Consider the following 14,516-nt stretch of genomic DNA (forward strand, 5'->3'; position numbering starts at 1 on the left):
CTCCGACTGTCAACATTCAAGCTAGAAGGAGGACTTAAGCTCATGGTATCGGCTTACTCGCAATACGCCTGGCTGATCCCGGTTTTTCCTCTGCTGTCGTTTTTAATATTGACGGCGGTAGGGCGCCAACTTCGGGACGCGGGCTCGTATATCAGCATTGTGGCCGTGTTCGCTTCGTTTGTCTTATCCGTGCTCATCTTTTGGGAGCGGATCGGCGGACAGGTTGAAGATTTCACGTGGAACAAGCTGGATTGGATCAAGCTCGGCAACGGCTCGCTTTCAATGGGCTTTGAAGTGACGAATTTGAACGCGCTGATGCTCGTGATCGTCACATTGGTGAGCCTGCTCGTCAATATTTACTCGAGAGGGTATATGCATGACGACGAGCGAATCAACGTATTTTTTGCATACATAGCGCTGTTTACGTTCTCCATGCTGGGGCTTGTCATCTCGGAGAACCTGGTACAGCTGTTTATTTTCTGGGAGCTGGTGGGCGTTTGCTCGTTCCTGCTCGTCGGGTTTTGGTATTTCAAGCCCGAAGCGCGGGCGGCGGCCAAAAAAGCGTTCATCGTTACGCGTGTCGGCGATGTCGGTCTTTTCATCGGCATTTTGCTATTGTTCTGGGTCATGCCGAACCACGCAATGGATTTCAGCTCAATTCACAATGCGTTTACGACCGGTAAAGTATCAGGCGACATGGCAACGTGGATCGCGATTCTGATCTTCATCGGCGCGATGGGCAAGTCTGGTCAATTTCCGCTGCATACATGGCTGCCGGACGCTATGGAAGGTCCGACCCCGATCAGTGCACTGATCCATGCGGCGACGATGGTCGCAGCGGGCGTGTACTTGGTCGCGCGAACGTTCGATATTTTCACGGCTTCACCGGTCGCATTGACCGTGGTTGCGGTTATCGGGGCATTCACGGCGATATTCGCGGCAACGATCGGCACGGCGCAGAACGATATCAAACGAATTCTCGCCTATTCGACCGTAAGTCAGCTCGGGTATATGATGATGGCGCTCGGGATCGGGACCAGCATTGCGTATACGGCGGGCATATTTCACTTGTTCACCCATGCGTTCTTCAAAGCTCTGCTGTTTCTAGGCGCCGGCAGTGTCATCCACGCGGTACATACGCAGGACATCCACGAGATGGGCGGCGTCGGCAGCAAAATGAAAGTGACCGCCTGGACGTTCGCGATCGGCGCGCTTGCGCTGAGCGGTATTGTGCCGCTGTCGGGCTTCTGGTCGAAGGATGCCATCCTCGCGGAAGCATGGAACACAGGGCATACGGGATTATTCTGGGTCGGTTTGATCGCGGCCTTTTTTACCGCGTTTTACATGTCTCGCCTGTTTTTCCTCGTATTCATGGGCAAGCCGCGGCATCAGGCGCATGTTCATGAATCACCGGCATCCATGACGTTCCCGCTGATCGTGCTGGCGGTGCTCGCTGTACTAGCCGGCTTCGTGTTTACGCCGTTCAGCCCGTGGCTCGGTTCGTGGTTGACCGGACATGCGGAGGAAGAGCATGCGCAGTGGTTCGTCATGATCATGTCCACTTTGGCGGGATTGCTCGGGATCGGTCTTGGCTACCTCGTTTTCTTGAAACGTACGATTCCTGCAGACGTGATCGCGACACGTGCTCCGTGGTTATACAAACTGCTGAACCGTAAATATTACATCGACGAGCTTTACCAGGCCGTGATCGTAAATTCTCTTCAAGGCCTTGGCCGTTTACTGCAATGGTTTGATATTTATGTCGTGGACGGACTCGTTCGCCTGTCCAGCTATACGGTGATCGGCATCGGTCGATTGGGCTCTCGTCTTCAGAACGGACAAGTGCAAACGTATGGCCTCGCTACACTGCTCGGGCTGCTTATTTTGATGCTGGCCATTGCGGGAAGGAGGTTCATCAATGCAGGATAATATGCCTATACTGTCGTTGATTGCCTTTACGCCGCTCATCGGTGTGCTGATCCTGCTCTTTATGCCGAAGACGCAAGGACAATGGATCAAAACGACGGCGATTATCGTTACTTTGATCCCGCTGATCCTGTCAGGCTGGCTGTACGCGCAGTTTAACTCCAATCTGGAAGGCATGCAGTTTAAAGAAGAGGTTCCGTGGATCCTTGTTCCTTTAAATAAAGAAGTGCAGGGGCTTAGCCAACTGACGTCTTTCTTCTTCGAGTTCAAATACGTTATGGCTGTGGACGGCTTGTCGCTTCCGCTTGTATTTTTAACAGCGCTTGTCGCAACGATGGCGGCACTGGCTTCCGTGTACATCAAGAAGCGATGGAAATCGTATTTCATCTGGTTTTTGCTGTTGGAAACGGGGATGTTCGGCGTTTTCATGGCGCAAGACTTGTTCCTGTTCTTCGTGTTCTTCGAAATTACGCTCATTCCGATGTTTTTCCTCATTGGAATTTGGGGCTATATGGACCGGGAAAAAGCGGCGAACAAATTTCTCATTTATAACGGGATCGGTTCTGCGATCATGCTCATTGCGTTTTTAATCCTTGTAGCGACGGCGGGATTCGGACAAACGGCGGGGGAAAACGGCGTTTCGATCCATTATTCCGGCGATTTGAATGTCATCACGGAGCATTTGTTCCAGAACGCCGATTCCTACGTGAAGCAAGGCGACTTGGAAGGAAACCCGTTCTTCCTAAGCGAAGCAATGAAATGGACGCTGTTCATTATGCTGCTAGTTGCTTTCGGAATCAAACTTCCCATTTTCCCATTCCATACGTGGATGCTGAAAGTCCATACGGAAGCGCCGCCTTCGATCGTCATGATTCACTCCGGCGTTTTGCTGAAAATGGGCGCTTACGGTTTCATTCGTTTCGGGATTATGCTGTTTCCGCAGCAGGCGGTTGGGTTGGCCTCGGTGCTCGCGATTCTCGGTGTTATTAATATTTTGTACGGTGCCGTTCTGGCGTTTGTACAAAAAGAGTTCAAGCTAGTGCTGGCTTATTCCAGTATAAGCCACATGGGAATCGTGCTGCTGGGGATCGCCGCTTTTAATACGATCGGTTTCCAAGGCGCGGTATTCCAACTCGTGTCGCACGGGTTGATCTCGGCGCTCATGTTCCTGCTGGTCGGCAGCATTTACGAGCGGACGCAATCGACACAAATTGATGAACTGGGCGGGCTTGCCAAATCGGTTCCGTTCATTTCCGGTATTTTGCTTGTGTCCGGTATGGCGTCTCTAGGATTACCGGGCTTGTCCGGCTTTATCAGTGAGTTTTTATCGTTCCTGGGCTTGTTTGAAACATATAAAATTTTGACGGCGATTGGGGCGCTGGGCATTATTTTGACCGCCGTTTACGTGCTCCGCGGGGTGCTCGCCATCACATTCGGGCCGCAAAAACCAAGCCTTCCGGAAATGCGAGACGCCAGGCTCATAGAAGCGATCCCGATGATTGCGCTAGTTGCCTTTATCGTGGTGCTCGGGATTTACCCCGGCATCCTAAGCGAGCCTTTGCATCAAACGGTTAACAGCTTCGACCAATTTATTCATAGCGTAGTGAAGATGGGGGGTTAGACCGGTGGAACCGATACGTCTTCAACTTAGCGACCTGGGACTGCTGGCCCCGGAGCTGACATTAGTCGCTGCTGCTGTGGTGTTGTCTTTGCTTGATTTGCTGCTGCCGCGGCAGGCAAGCCGAACCATGCTCGGCTGGTTGTCGCTCGTCAGCATTATCATTTCCGCATTATTCGTCGTTTTGTATTTGGATCCGGCGGAGCCGAAGCAACTGCTGAACTATAGCTATCGCATTGACGATTTTGCCAACATCATGAAGCTGATTTTGCTTTCGGGCGCGGGACTTATTACGTTCATGAGCATCGGATCGGTGAAGGAAGAGGACATTCCGCACGTCGGCGAATATTATTACTTATTGCTGCCGGCTACGTTAGGCGGGATGATCATGGCGTCTTCCGGCGATCTGATTACGTTGTTCGTGGGCTTGGAACTGCTCAGCATAACGTCTTACATCTTGGTGGCGATGCGGAAAAAGAATGCCTTTACGAATGAAGCGGCATTCAAATATATCGTGCTAGGCGGTATTTCCTCGGCAATAATATTGTACGGCATGTCCTTCCTGTACGGGATGACGGGATCCACGGCCATTAACGATATTAATTCGGCCCTTGGTCAATCGGGACAAAGCTTGCTGCCGATGATCTACCTGAGCTTTTTCCTGCTGCTTGCGGGATTTGGTTTTAAGGTAGCTGTCGCGCCGTTCCATATGTGGGCGCCGGATGTGTATCAAGGTGCGCCGACGCCGGTAACTGCGTTCCTTGCCGTAGTGTCCAAGGCGGCTGCTTTCGCCGTCCTCTTCCGTTTGATGTATGGCATATATGCCGTAGGCGATATGATGAGTCTACCGATACATCAGGATGTATTGACGACGCTTATGGTCGTAGCGGCTGCTGCGATGATCATCGGTAATTTCATTGCGCTGCGCCAAACGCATATGAAGCGTTTGCTGGCATACTCCGGTATAGCGAATACAGGATATTTGCTCGTACCGATCGCCGTGCAGTTTTCAATGACGCATTACTCCAACTTCTCGGAATTTGCGTTTTATTTGATCGCCTATTTGTTTATGAACATCGGGATGTTTGCGGTACTAATGATCATCGAACGTTCGACAGGCGATGAGGCGATCAAAGGAATGGCCGGTCTCTATTACCGGGCCCCTGGCACGGCGATTGCCACGCTGCTTCTCTTGCTCTCGCTCGCCGGCTTGCCGATATCAGGCGGATTTTTCGGAAAAGTATATATCATGCTCGGCGCCATGCAAACGCAGCATTACTGGCTGGCGGCTGTCATGATCTTAACGAGCGTCGTTTCGTTCTATTACTACTTTGGTTTTATTCGCCAAATGTTCATGCGCAGCGAAGACGAAGGACATGCGGTGAAAGTGCCGCTCCCGCTCGGAATCACCATGTGGCTATGCGCCGGCGTCAGTGCACTGCTCGGTCTCGTTCCGCAATGGGTGCTCGGTTACATCGAGCGTATTTTCTCGCTAACGCAAGATTTGTTCTTTTTTTCCTGACATGAAACCGTAAGGCTTCATCCCTGAACGGCTTCAACAATAATGCAAAAAGCCCAGCGTTCTCCGAGGCGCATGGGCTTTTTTGTCGTCTGGAAACGTCTGGATTCGGGCGAACCGATACAGTCGGCAGTGGCATCCGGCACCAAGAAAATCGATTGACCAATAGCCCGACTGAATTGAAAACGCTTAGATTCTTTGCTTTTTTCGTTTGTAAATATGCCATTTTACATTAAAAAGTGAATAGTGTAAGAAGGTTTTCAATTCCAGTTGCAGGGAGTACTCGTAAGGCTTAGAATGGGGTAAGGCTACTAGATCAAGAGATAAAGGAAACGAAAGCCATGAGTGAAAAGGGAAGGGTACATAACGTTTTTTCTGCGGCTGTCTGTTTCGTCTTTTTCCTGATTTGCTGCCAGACGGCGTACGGCGCCGAAGCGGATGATCCGTTAGGTTCCAAACAGCCGTATTTGCAGCAAATTCATGTAAATGAAGCGTGGGACGTGGCGCAAGGAAATACAAATATTACAATTGCCGTCGTGGATACGGGCGTTGATTTAACTCATCCTGACCTGCAACCGAACCTGGTTCCCGGCGTGAACCTGATCTCCCCGGATCAGCCTCCTGAAGACAACAACGGACACGGCACGAACGTAGCGGGCGTGATTGCGGCTGTCGGCAACAATGACAAGGGTGTGACGGGCGTCATGTGGCGTGCGCGGATAATGCCTATCAAAGCGCTTGAGGCGGATGGTTCGGGCGGAGAGCAGCGTCTGGGCGAGGGCATCCGTTATGCCGTGGATCATGGGGCAAAAATCGTCGTCTTATCGCTGGGTCTCAACAAATATTCCGAATATATGAGCGACATCGTCCGGTATGCGGAAGAACGGGACGTACTGCTTGTGGCCGCAACCGGGAACGAGGCGAACCGGGTGAAATATCCGGCTGCGTATCCGACGGTTCTGGCCGTAGGCGGAGTCACGCCGAACAATGAACCGGAAGAGCGTTCGAATACCGGCCTGGAGCTGGACATTGCAGCTCCATGGGACGTATTTACGACCGCTATCGGCGGTTCGTATGAATATATGGAAGGTACATCGATGGCAGCTCCCCAGGTGGCGGCTGCAGCCGCATTAGCGTGGACTCGAAACCCAAGTCTCAAGGCCTATGAGATGCGCCAATGGCTTCGGCAAACGGCTCAAAACACCGAAATGCCGGGCTGGAACCCGAAAACGGGATACGGGATGCTTCGTGTTGATCGGCTCATGAAAGAGCCGTACATGTCCGATATGTACGAACCCAATAATCGCAAGAACCAGGCCAAAGCGATTTCTCCGAGCAAATCCATTGCCGCTTCTTTCTCCGACGGGGCGGATATGGATTGGTACTACATCGATGCTCCGTATGACGGGACGATTCAAGTTACACTTGACATGAGCCGCAATCTTTCTGTTTTCGTTCAGCATACGGATGCGACCGGTGTGCTGACGAGCAAGACGGTTCATAGCGGGCAAACGATCCCGCTCAAGGTGACCAAAGGCCGGAGCTACCTTGTGCTTCAATCGGCCGACCGCACCCAGCGGGAGGAAGTAAGGTATAAGCTGACGACCGCCTTTGAAATATATCGCGACTTGTACGAGGACAATGACAAGCAGTATAAAGCTTTCGTGCTTCCTCCGCAGAGCGTTAGTCTGAAAGGGACGTTCCACCAGTATAACGACGTCGACTGGTTTGAGTTCCCGGTACCGCAAACCGGCTCATTAACGATTACGGTAGCGACGGATACGGCTCGAATCGACCCGGTTCTGCTCGTGCAGAAGCAAGGGGAAAAGTCAATCACCGTCGATAAAGCGGATGATGGTTTGCCGGAAACGGTTTACCTGCCTGAAGTGTTTCCCGGAAGCTATTATATTCGGGTGAACAATGTGAAAGATTACCAGAATCCGGTGGTCGGCGAATACACGCTTACCATCGATTACGGTGCGAAGTTGATCGATCCGAATGAACCGAACAATCGCTGGTATCAGGCGACGGCGGTATCGTTCGATACGCCGTACTATGGGCTTCTGGATAAGCCGGAGGATGTGGATTGGTTTCAGTTCCGGCTGGAAGAGGAGAGTTTGGTGCAGATGCGCTTATCCGACATCCCTTCCCCGGCAACGGTCTATATGAATCTGCATGACAGCTCGGTCAAACCGATTGCAAGTTCGATGAATGACGCTTCTTCCGACACACAGCAATTATCCGGGCGTTTTCAGCCGGGAACCTATTATTTGAAGCTGGACACCAACAAGACCTTCGATCATCATATGTATCAATTGAATATTATGGCCAAGCCTTTAACCGGAGGTTATACCGATATACGAGGGCATTGGGCGCAAGATGCGATATTGGGCCTTACTTCGAAACAAGTCATCAACGGTTATGAAGACTACACATTCCAGCCCGACCGGCCCATCACGCGAGCGGAAGCGACGGCCGTGCTGGACCGTGCATTCCATTGGAGTAAACAGAAGTCGGTCGTTTACACCGACTTGGATGAAGAGCATTGGGCGTACAGCCATATTGCCAGGGCTTCGCAAGCGGGGGTGATCGATGGCTACCCGGACCGCACGTTCGCACCGGATCAGCCGGTTAGCCGGATGGAGATGACCGCGATGCTCGCACGCAGCATGAATATGACGGGGAAACACAGAGGAGCGGTTCCGTTTACGGACGTGAACGAAAGTTATTGGGGGATCGGACTGCTGAAGCAGGTGAAGGCGGAAGGTTGGATCTCCGGCTATGAGGACGGAACGTTTCGACCGGATCAGCAGGCAACGCGGGGAGAGTTTGTCACGATTTTGTCGCATTTGCTAAAATGATTTGGAAAAAAAATATGCTTGTTCGGTGAGGCGGTCTTGATTGATACTGGCGGGATGCGGGTAAGAAGCGATAGTAGCGCGGAGCCGCGCCAACATGCCGTGATGCTCAATCGGATTGTCCTTGCTGCAGCGGCATAGCCGAAAGCGAGGATCAGACAATTGGATTACATAGATAAAGTGAACGCCTCCATGGGGATGAGCGGATTGCTGAATATTGTCGTAGTGCTCGTGTTCATCGGGTTTTCATGGTGGGTGCTGCAGGAGCTGAAACTCGATGCCTTATTCAAACGTCCGCGGAGCGCACAAGCGAAACTGCTGCAAGTTTTTCTTTCGGTGGCGCTCGGGTATCAATTGGCGCGATTCGTGATTGATTACTTATCGTGGTCGACGTGGCTCAAGGGAATGTTTTAATCGTTTTTCGAATAACTAAGGAGAATGTTGTCAACAATGGATAGTACAACCGTTGTAAAAACCGATAACGCTACGAATGATATCATGACCGGGCGAATCGTACATACCAGGCAATGTCATATTGTCGGCCGGCCGGTTCGATGCTACACTGGTAAAGGCAAAAAAGGAAACACGCGGAGGGGGATCATGATGAGCAAAATAATCGTCCGCGGCGGCAAAAAGTTATCCGGCAGGGTACGAATTCACGGCGCCAAGAACGCCGTACTGCCGATTATCGCAGCCTCTATATTAGGATCGGAAGGAGAAAGCGTCATTCACGACGCGCCTCCACTGGACGATGTCAACGTCATCAATAAAGTGCTTGAAAGCCTGGGAATCGAAGTTGAGTATAAGGACGAATCGATTCGCGTCAATGCTAGACGTATCCAGACCTGTGAAGCGTCATACGAATTGGTGCGGAAAATGCGGGCCTCTTTTCTTGTCATGGGACCATTGCTGACCCGCATGGGACATGCGCGAATATCGCTGCCAGGCGGCTGTGCCATCGGTACGCGCCCGATCGACCAGCATTTAAAAGGTTTCGAGGCGATGGGAGCGAATATCGAACTCGGTCAAGGATATATTGAAGCGAGAATAAACGGCAAACTAAAGGGTGCCAAAATTTATTTGGACGTCGCCAGCGTAGGCGCGACGGAAAATATTATGATGGCAGCCACGCTCGCCGAAGGCACGACGCTGATCGAAAACGCAGCCAAAGAGCCCGAAATCGTTGATTTGGCCAACTATTTGAACGCCATGGGCGCCAAAATTCGCGGTGCCGGCACCGGGCTTATCCGCATCGACGGCGTAGAGCGGCTGAAAGGCGCAGTACATACGGTCATTCCCGACCGAATCGAAGCAGGTACATATATGATTGCCGCGGCAATTACGCGCAGCGATCTGTACATTGAAGGCGCAATTGCCGATCATCTGCGGCCCGTTATTTCCAAGATGCAGGAGATGGGCGTACAAATCAACGAAGACGAGAACGGACTGCGCGTCTATGCCGACCGTCCGCTACGTTCCGTTGATGTGAAGACGCTGCCGTACCCCGGCTTCCCGACTGATATGCAATCGCAGATGATGGCCCTTTTGCTTGTTGCAGAAGGGACCGGTATTGTCACGGAGACGGTGTTTGAGAACCGTTTCATGCATGTCGAACAGATGGCCAACATGAACGCGCAAATCAAGGTCGAAGGCCGCACCGCGGTAGTCAGCGGCGGCAATCGCCTGAAAGGCGCCAAAGTGTGCGCTTCCGACTTGCGCGCAGGAGCTGCTTTGATTTTGGCTGCACTTGCGGCCGATGGGGATACCGAAATTACAGGCCTCCAACACATCGATCGCGGATATGTGAACATTACCGAAAAGCTGGCGCTGCTGGGGGCCGATATTCAGCGGGTACCGCTCGAGGTCATCGAGCTCGAAGAAGAAGATGACGCACTGCCGCTGTTCGCCGTGCAGCCGAGCCTGGCGTAACCACAGCCATTTCTAAGAGAACCTACTCTTTCATTCGAAAAGAGCGGTTCTCTTTCTTTTTGTTCTATTCTATCTTTCCGCTTCATATGATGATGATACTTGGGTGAAGATGGAGGAGCGAAATGGCGATGAAGCACAGGCTGCACATAAATTTGTCTCGCAAATGGAATCCGAAGCAAAAAGCTTGGATTCGCTGGATCGCCGTTTGGTTCGCTAGTTTTATGGCCGTCGTCATTGTGGTACCGGGGCTGCTTGTCCGTACGCCGCCCGGTCAGGAGTCGCCCCCGAACCGTACCCGTTCTGCGGATACCGCGGCTGCTCGCGATACCGGCGACATCGCGACGGTGCCGGTATATTTGGACAAGGAGAAGAAGACCGTCCGTCTCGGCTTGGAGTCGTATGTCAGAGGTGTCGTCGCAGCCGAAATGCCGATTGAGTTTGAGCTTGAGGCGCTAAAGGCACAAGCAATGGCCGCCCGCACGTATATCGTTCGCCGCCTGCTGGACGGGGACAAAACCAACGTACCGCAGTCATCGGAAGCGCTCGTTACCGATACGATCGTTCATCAGGTTTTCGTCTCCGATGAGGAATTGAAATCGCGTTGGGGCAGCGATGTGTATCGGACCAATATGGACAAGCTGAACCAAGCGGTAGAGGAAACGAAGGATCTCATATTAACGTATCAAGGCGTGCCGATTGAAGCGAGTTTCTTCTCTACCAGCAACGGGTATACGGAAAATTCAGAAGACTACTGGAGTCAGTCCATTCCCTACTTGCGCAGCGTAGCCAGCCCTTGGGATGCATCGATCTCGCCGAAGTACAAAGAAACGGTTTCGTTCAAACCGCAGGAGCTGCAGCGTAAGCTTGGTTTATCCAGTGCGGTTCCGGTATCGTCAGGAGGAGCAAACGGATTCAAAATTATCGAGAAGAGCAAGGGACAGCGGATCAAGAAGCTGTCGGTCGGCGGCAAAATGTTTTCCGGCCGGGAAGTGAGAGAGAAACTGGGGCTCAACTCGAGCCAGTTCCAATGGGCATTCAAAGACGGGGAATGGAAAATAACTACGTTTGGGTACGGGCACGGGGTCGGCATGAGCCAGTGGGGCGCAAATGGAATGGCCAAAGAAGGCCGCACAGCGGAACAAATCGTAACCTATTTTTACACCGGCATCCAAATTGACAAAGCGTCGAATCTATTGAAAGGGAAAAGTTTCTAAAAGTAGGTTTTCCCGCGTATAAATCTCGTTAACCTGGCAACACTGGTTAGCGAGGTGATATAATATGAATGAACAAAAAAGAGATTTGCCTGATCAAGAGGCTCCTAAATCGACCGAAGGAGCGCAAAACAGTTCGTCATCCTGGAAGAGATTGCTTGCCAAAAAGTGGGTTTTTCCGGCAACGTACATGGCAGCAGCGGCAATCATTCTAACGTTAATGTGGGTGTATCAGGGTGCGGGTACATCGAAGCTTGACACAAATGTCAGCGTCGATTCTAGCAAATCCGGTACGGTCACAGGCAACGTTTCCGGACCTGATGCCGTCGCAACGAATGCAAAGCAAGAAACCATGCAATGGCCCGTCAAGGAGCACAGCGAGTTTGATGTGATTTTACCGTATTTCGACAGCAAAGCTTCCAATGAAGTAAGACAAGCCGCGATGGTAGAATACGGCGACACGTTCACGCCTCATATGGGGATGGACTTTGCAAGACCCGACAATCAATCGTTTGACGTGCAAGCCGTTATGAGCGGTAAAGTAACGGCCGTGGAGAAAAACCCGGTCGTCGGCAATTTGGTGGAAATTACACATTCGAACGGACTTGTCTCCGTTTACCAAAGCTTGGCCGAACTGAAAGTCACCAAGGATGCCGAAGTGAAGAAGGGCGACGTCATCGCGAAAGCGGGTCGCAACGAGCTTGAGAAAGATCAAGGCGTACACCTGCACTTCGAGCTTCGCCAGGGCCAAGGCGGTCAAGCGGTGAATCCGGAACAATATCTCGGAGATCAATAATCGAATAAAATCAGCTGAAAGCAGGGAGGGCATCCCTGCTTTTTTTGTTTGTCGCAAGCGCTTGTCCGCCGCTTCCCCAATGGGAAAAGACGCAGGAAGCGCAACTTGTCCTCGAAAATAAATGGCTTTCCGGGCTTGTCAGCAAGGCGAAACAAAGAATATAAGTCCACACCCCTCATATAATGTACCAAACTAACTCGAGTAGGGAGGCGAGGGGAGTGCACGATTACATCAAAGAGCGAACCATTAAGATCGGCCGCTGCCTGGTGGAAACCAAGCACACGGTTCGCACCATTGCTAAAGAATTCGGTGTTTCGAAGAGCACGGTGCACAAGGATCTAACGGAACGGCTGCCGGAAATCAATCCGGAGCTGGCGAATCAGGTAAAGCACATACTGGAATATCATAAGTCAATTCGTCACCTGCGCGGAGGCGAAGCTACCAAGATTAAATACCGCAAGACCCGTAGCCCGAAAACGCAGGAGAAGCTCGTCACCATTAAATAAGCATCGGATTGCCGGTCGTACCGTGGGCAACGCGTCTGTTCTATGGCGGCGTACGCTGACGGTACGTTCCTTATTCCTTCCGAACGGCTCGAAACCATGCGGTAATTGTCGAAATACAAGCGCAAAAAAAGAGGATTTTCCGATTTTATGGCGAAATCATGTAAATAACGTATATAATAGTAATGCCGCTTCATTTTTGAGGCTGGACGGTTGGTTTAGGGAGGATTCGTTAGATGTTAAGCAAGGATATCGGCATAGATCTGGGGACAGCGAACGTCCTTATTCATGTGAAAGGCAGAGGCGTCGTTCTGGATGAGCCATCTGTCGTTGCGCTTGAGAGCGATACGAAGCGGGTACTCGCCGTCGGCGAGGAAGCTCGCCGGATGGTTGGTCGGACGCCAGGTAACATTATTGCCACCCGCCCGCTGAAGGACGGCGTGATTGCGGATTTTGAAATTACTGAAATGATGCTGAAATATTTCATCAATAAAGTCGGAGGCCGGAAGTGGTATAGTCATCCGCGCATCCTCATTTGTGCGCCCACGAACATTACTTCCGTAGAGCAGAAGGCGATTCGAGAAGCTGCAGAACGCAGCGGAGCCCGCGAGGTGTTTTTGGAAGAGGAGCCCAAGGCGGCTGCGATCGGCGCAGGCATGGATATTTTCCAGCCGAGCGGGAATATGGTAGTCGATATCGGCGGAGGGACGACGGATGTTGCCGTATTGTCCATGGGCGACATTGTCACCTCCTCTTCTATTAAAATCGCCGGGGACAAGTTCGACGCCTCCATCATGAAATATATTAAGAGTAAATACAAGCTGCTGATCGGGGAACGGACAAGCGAGGATATTAAGGTGCGCATCGGTACAGTGCACCCGGAGCTGAAGCGGGAAACGATGGATATACGCGGCAGAGATATGGTGAGCGGATTGCCGCTGACGATTACCATCGATTCGCAAGAAATTCAGGAAGCGTTGTGGGAGTCCGTATCCTCCATCGTAGCGGCAGCCAAGAGCGTGCTGGAACGGACGCCGCCGGAGCTGTCGGCGGACATTATCGACCGAGGCGTTATCCTTACCGGTGGGGGCGCGATGCTGCATGGCATCGACCAATTGCTGGCGGACGAGCTGAAGGTGCCTGTCCTGATTGCGGAAGATCCGATGCACTGCGTCGTGAAGGGCACCGGGATCATGCTCGACAATTTAGACAAAGTTTCGAAGCGCAAATTTTAAGGAGGCGCAGCTCCGATGTTAAGAGGTCTGTATACCGCCGCTTCCGGCATGATTGCCCAGCAGCGCAAACACGATATCGTAACGAACAATGTTGCCAATTTGAATACGCCCGGCTTCAAGGGCGGCACCGGGATTAACCGTTCCTTTCCCGAGGTGTTGATCTCACGCGTCCGGAACGGGAAGGACGAGCCTGGAGCTGTATCGGTCGGCCGGATCAATACCGGTGTAATGGCGGAGGAGAACGTGTCGCTGCACGCGCAGGGGGATATTCGAGAGACGAACAACCCGTTCGACTTTGCACTCATCTCCAACATTCAAGTACCGGGAGCCCGGTTCGACAGCTCGGGCAAATATGTGGATGAGAACGGGGTCCGCGTCATTCAGCCGCAAGCTTTTTTCACGATCATGAACGCGGCGGGGGAACAGCGGTATTCGTTGAATGGTAAGTTTTCGGTCGACGCGAACGGGCAGCTTATCGATTCGGATGGACGCCAAGTGATGGACCGGAATCAGCAGCCGATCGTTCTCGTCGATCCGGCAACGAATACGCCGATTACCAATTTCCGTATTAGCCGGACTGGTCAATTTACGAATATTGACGGAGAGCCGCTGCTGGGAGCGGGAGGACAACCGGTGAGTTTGCTGATCACCCGGGTGGAAGATCCGAACCTGCTGATTCGGGAAGGCAACGGCTTGTACCGGCTGACGGAGGAAGACCAGGGCACGATTCGGCCGATTGACGATCTGGATCAGGTTGAAGTACGCCAGGGGTATATCGAGCGGTCCAATGTCGATACGGGCCAGTCGATGGTCGATATGATGTCGGCATTGCGCGCATACGAAGCGAACCAGAAGATGATTCAATATTACGATAAAAGCATGGAAAAGGCGGTCAACGAAATCGGCCGCATCTAATTGATA

At 52.0% G+C, this 14,516-nt stretch carries 11 protein-coding genes; all 11 read left to right on the forward strand.

The window, feature by feature from the left end; translation table 11 throughout:
• The first annotated feature begins 42 nt into the window (after positions 1-42).
• The 11 genes from nuoL (at position 43) to ACFQI7_RS29500 (ending at position 14,510) form a co-directional block, all read left to right on the forward strand.
• Complete coding sequence (nuoL, locus tag ACFQI7_RS29450; protein WP_218102339.1) at positions 43-1,929, forward strand: NADH-quinone oxidoreductase subunit L; 1,887 nt, start codon at positions 43-45, stop codon at positions 1,927-1,929.
• The gene (locus ACFQI7_RS29455; protein ID WP_218102338.1) at positions 1,919-3,547 is read left to right on the forward strand and encodes a complex I subunit 4 family protein; all 1,629 of its coding nucleotides are present in this window, start codon (positions 1,919-1,921) and stop codon (positions 3,545-3,547) included. The genes nuoL and ACFQI7_RS29455 overlap by 11 nt, the downstream gene beginning before the upstream one ends.
• Before the next feature lie 4 nt (positions 3,548-3,551).
• Positions 3,552-5,066, forward strand: a complete 1,515-nt coding sequence (locus tag ACFQI7_RS29460; protein WP_218102337.1) for an NADH-quinone oxidoreductase subunit N — start codon at positions 3,552-3,554, stop codon at positions 5,064-5,066.
• A gap of 338 nt (positions 5,067-5,404) precedes the next feature.
• Complete coding sequence (locus ACFQI7_RS29465; protein ID WP_218102336.1) at positions 5,405-7,924, forward strand: S8 family serine peptidase; 2,520 nt, start codon at positions 5,405-5,407, stop codon at positions 7,922-7,924.
• A gap of 159 nt (positions 7,925-8,083) precedes the next feature.
• Complete coding sequence (locus tag ACFQI7_RS29470; RefSeq protein ID WP_218102335.1) at positions 8,084-8,335, forward strand: DUF1146 family protein; 252 nt, start codon at positions 8,084-8,086, stop codon at positions 8,333-8,335.
• A gap of 189 nt (positions 8,336-8,524) precedes the next feature.
• Positions 8,525-9,850, forward strand: a complete 1,326-nt coding sequence (murA, locus tag ACFQI7_RS29475; protein WP_218102389.1) for a UDP-N-acetylglucosamine 1-carboxyvinyltransferase — start codon at positions 8,525-8,527, stop codon at positions 9,848-9,850.
• A gap of 122 nt (positions 9,851-9,972) precedes the next feature.
• On the forward strand, positions 9,973-11,064 hold the full coding sequence (spoIID, locus tag ACFQI7_RS29480; protein ID WP_377518053.1) for a stage II sporulation protein D: 1,092 nt from the start codon (positions 9,973-9,975) through the stop codon (positions 11,062-11,064).
• Positions 11,065-11,128: 64 nt separating this feature from the next.
• The gene (locus ACFQI7_RS29485; RefSeq protein WP_218102333.1) at positions 11,129-11,857 is read left to right on the forward strand and encodes a M23 family metallopeptidase; all 729 of its coding nucleotides are present in this window, start codon (positions 11,129-11,131) and stop codon (positions 11,855-11,857) included.
• Positions 11,858-12,075: 218 nt separating this feature from the next.
• A complete protein-coding gene (gene spoIIID / locus ACFQI7_RS29490; protein WP_218102332.1) occupies positions 12,076-12,363 on the forward strand; it encodes a sporulation transcriptional regulator SpoIIID in 288 nt (95 codons plus the stop codon).
• A 233-nt stretch (positions 12,364-12,596) separates the two neighbouring features.
• The gene (mreB, locus tag ACFQI7_RS29495; RefSeq protein ID WP_218102331.1) at positions 12,597-13,595 is read left to right on the forward strand and encodes a rod shape-determining protein; all 999 of its coding nucleotides are present in this window, start codon (positions 12,597-12,599) and stop codon (positions 13,593-13,595) included.
• 15 nt (positions 13,596-13,610) lie between these two features.
• Positions 13,611-14,510: a flagellar hook-basal body protein gene (locus tag ACFQI7_RS29500; protein ID WP_218102330.1), complete on the forward strand. Its 900-nt coding sequence runs from the start codon at positions 13,611-13,613 to the stop codon at positions 14,508-14,510.
• Positions 14,511-14,516: the final 6 nt, after the last annotated feature.

Source organism: Paenibacillus allorhizosphaerae (assembly GCF_042659105.1).
Taxonomy (GTDB): Bacteria; Bacillota; Bacilli; order Paenibacillales; family NBRC-103111; genus Paenibacillus_G; species Paenibacillus_G allorhizosphaerae.

What these genes read in the sequence shown, in the direction of transcription:
- nuoL (WP_218102339.1), top strand. Translation starts at nt 43, where the DNA reads ATGGTATCGGCTTACTCGCAATACGCCTGGCTGATCCCGGTTTTTCCT.
- ACFQI7_RS29455 (WP_218102338.1), top strand. Translation starts at nt 1,919, where the DNA reads ATGCAGGATAATATGCCTATACTGTCGTTGATTGCCTTTACGCCGCTC.
- ACFQI7_RS29465 (WP_218102336.1), top strand. Translation starts at nt 5,405, where the DNA reads ATGAGTGAAAAGGGAAGGGTACATAACGTTTTTTCTGCGGCTGTCTGT.
- murA (WP_218102389.1), top strand. Translation starts at nt 8,525, where the DNA reads ATGAGCAAAATAATCGTCCGCGGCGGCAAAAAGTTATCCGGCAGGGTA.
- spoIID (WP_377518053.1), top strand. Translation starts at nt 9,973, where the DNA reads ATGGCGATGAAGCACAGGCTGCACATAAATTTGTCTCGCAAATGGAAT.
- ACFQI7_RS29485 (WP_218102333.1), top strand. Translation starts at nt 11,129, where the DNA reads ATGAATGAACAAAAAAGAGATTTGCCTGATCAAGAGGCTCCTAAATCG.
- mreB (WP_218102331.1), top strand. Translation starts at nt 12,597, where the DNA reads ATGTTAAGCAAGGATATCGGCATAGATCTGGGGACAGCGAACGTCCTT.
- ACFQI7_RS29500 (WP_218102330.1), top strand. Translation starts at nt 13,611, where the DNA reads ATGTTAAGAGGTCTGTATACCGCCGCTTCCGGCATGATTGCCCAGCAG.